Source organism: Occallatibacter sp. (assembly GCF_049802275.1).
In the GTDB taxonomy this organism is placed as follows: domain Bacteria; phylum Acidobacteriota; class Terriglobia; order Terriglobales; family Acidobacteriaceae; genus Telmatobacter.
In genome coordinates this window covers 1-1863 of the sequence record NZ_JBARMD010000140.1, presented here as the reverse complement: position 1 = coordinate 1863, position 1863 = coordinate 1, and the positions used below count along the sequence as shown (strand labels likewise).

At 56.2% G+C, this 1863-nt stretch carries 2 protein-coding genes and 1 pseudogene; all 3 read left to right on the top strand.

Annotated features, from left to right (window positions below):
* Positions 1-782 (top strand): hypothetical protein (locus tag WA354_RS04525; RefSeq protein ID WP_472811819.1); only part of this gene is annotated, 782 nt, incomplete at its 5' end.
* A 302-nt stretch (positions 783-1084) separates the two neighbouring features.
* The gene (locus WA354_RS04520; protein ID WP_472811818.1) at positions 1085-1498 is read left to right on the top strand and encodes a Crp/Fnr family transcriptional regulator; all 414 of its coding nucleotides are present in this window, start codon (positions 1085-1087) and stop codon (positions 1496-1498) included.
* Positions 1499-1535: 37 nt separating this feature from the next.
* Positions 1536-1863, top strand: a pseudogene (locus WA354_RS04515) (hypothetical protein); the annotation flags it as partial.

Below are 1863 nucleotides of genomic sequence, written 5' to 3'. Positions count from 1 at the left end.
TCTGGAATCCCATCGACATGATGTTCAACCAGAAGCTGAACATCGCCAGTGTATCGGAATGGCACGCGCTGAACCTGAGCACCATCGCCGGAGCAGCAGGATTCGCAACCATGTGCCTCATGGTCATCTGCAATGCAATCAATGGGCGTAAATGGCGAGTGTACGAACTGGCAATCGTATTCTTTGCCTGGTACGCGGCTCTCGACCACATGCGATTCCTCTTTATGGCCGCGGTTCTTACCATCCCTATTCTCGCGGATGATTTTCGCCGGGGCCTCGATCTTGGGTCGGACCAGAAGACAATCCCGGTTGCAAATGCCGTCATGGTGGCCGCAGTTGTCGTGATTTCCGTGCTTATCTTCCCCAGCGAAAAGAAATTAAGCGCAAAACTAGACACTTTTTTCCCGATGAAAACACTTGATTCAATTCAACCCTCATGGCGCACGTTCAACAACGACACCATGGGCGGCATGATGACCTTCAAATCGAAGCCCAACTTCATCGACTCACGGTTCGATACTTTTGAGCACCACGGAGTCCTGGCGGCCTATCTCCAGGCGATGTACTTGGTGCGGACGATTGAGGTTTTCGATCAGTACAACGTCGACCACGTCCTTGTGACCGACGCGATGCCCGTCGCTTATCTTTTAAAGCGCACTCCTGGATGGACGATTGTGAAAGAGGAGAAGACAGGGCAAGACCTCTACGTGATGTTTGCCCGAGCGCCGGGAGCCCCGGCCGGTTCGTCGACAAAAGACGCGTTTCGGCCGACGAACAAATAAGACCCACGCCATCGAGGCGATGAACAACCGAAGAGGGGAGAGGCTGCGACGGAAGGGGAATTCCAGGTCAATTCTGTCCGGCTGAGTCAATCCTGACTGGCCGCAACTCTTCCCCTTTCATGGGAATCGAATTACAAGACTTTCGTGAGGGAGAGCCGGAGCCAAGGTTTAAACGCGGGCAGTTCGTTCAACCAGCCGGATGTGACAAGCGTCACAGGGAACACACCTAGATCCATGGAATCATCATCTCCAAAGATTCTTCAGGGATCGGTATGGCCACACATACGTTTTGGAGTGCTTCCGTGAATTTTGATTCTTCCTCGTTCGTTGCGGAAAAGGAACTCGTTGAGGCCTTGGAAAAGCGCTCTTCCACGGTGATTTGCACCGAGCCCCGCTGCCTGTTCGCGCAGGGAGGGAAACCGGCCGGCCTCTATATCCTTCGCAGAGGGAGCGCCCGTCTCGCTATGGAATCCCCCACTGGTGGGAGCCTCATGTCGATCACCCTCAGCCCCGGCTCATTACTGGGCCTGCCGGCACTAATCGGGAATGAGCCCTATACCATGACAGCCAATGCCGAGAAGGACGCGGAGCTCGGCTTCGTCAACCGCGAAGACTTCAATAGTCTGATGCTCACGGAACCCTCGCTCGCTGTCAGGGTATTGCGTGTTCTCGCAGCCGAGGTCCGTACGGCGCGGCACGCGATTTCTGAGTTCTAAGAGCTCTAAGATCTGCGCTCCTCAGCAGCGCAACATTTTGCGTTTTTTCGCTACCCGGCGCACATTCTCCTACCTGATAGCTAGCGTGGTATGCGACGCCCCGGAATGCGTTAGCATCCTGAGTGTGCCCGGCCTCGACAGTCCAGTCAAATTTGTGCGCGGCGTTGGTCCGCAGGTATCTGAGATGCTCGCCGCCAAGGGCATCCAGACTGCCGAGGATCTGCTCTACCACCTCCCTTTTCGCTACGAGGACCGCCAGAACCCGCGCAGTCTCGACGAGCTGAAACCCGGCGAGATGGCCAGCGTGATCGCGGAGGGGCGGGGCGCCGCCCTGTTGCGCACCCGGCGTATGCCGCTCTTTGAAC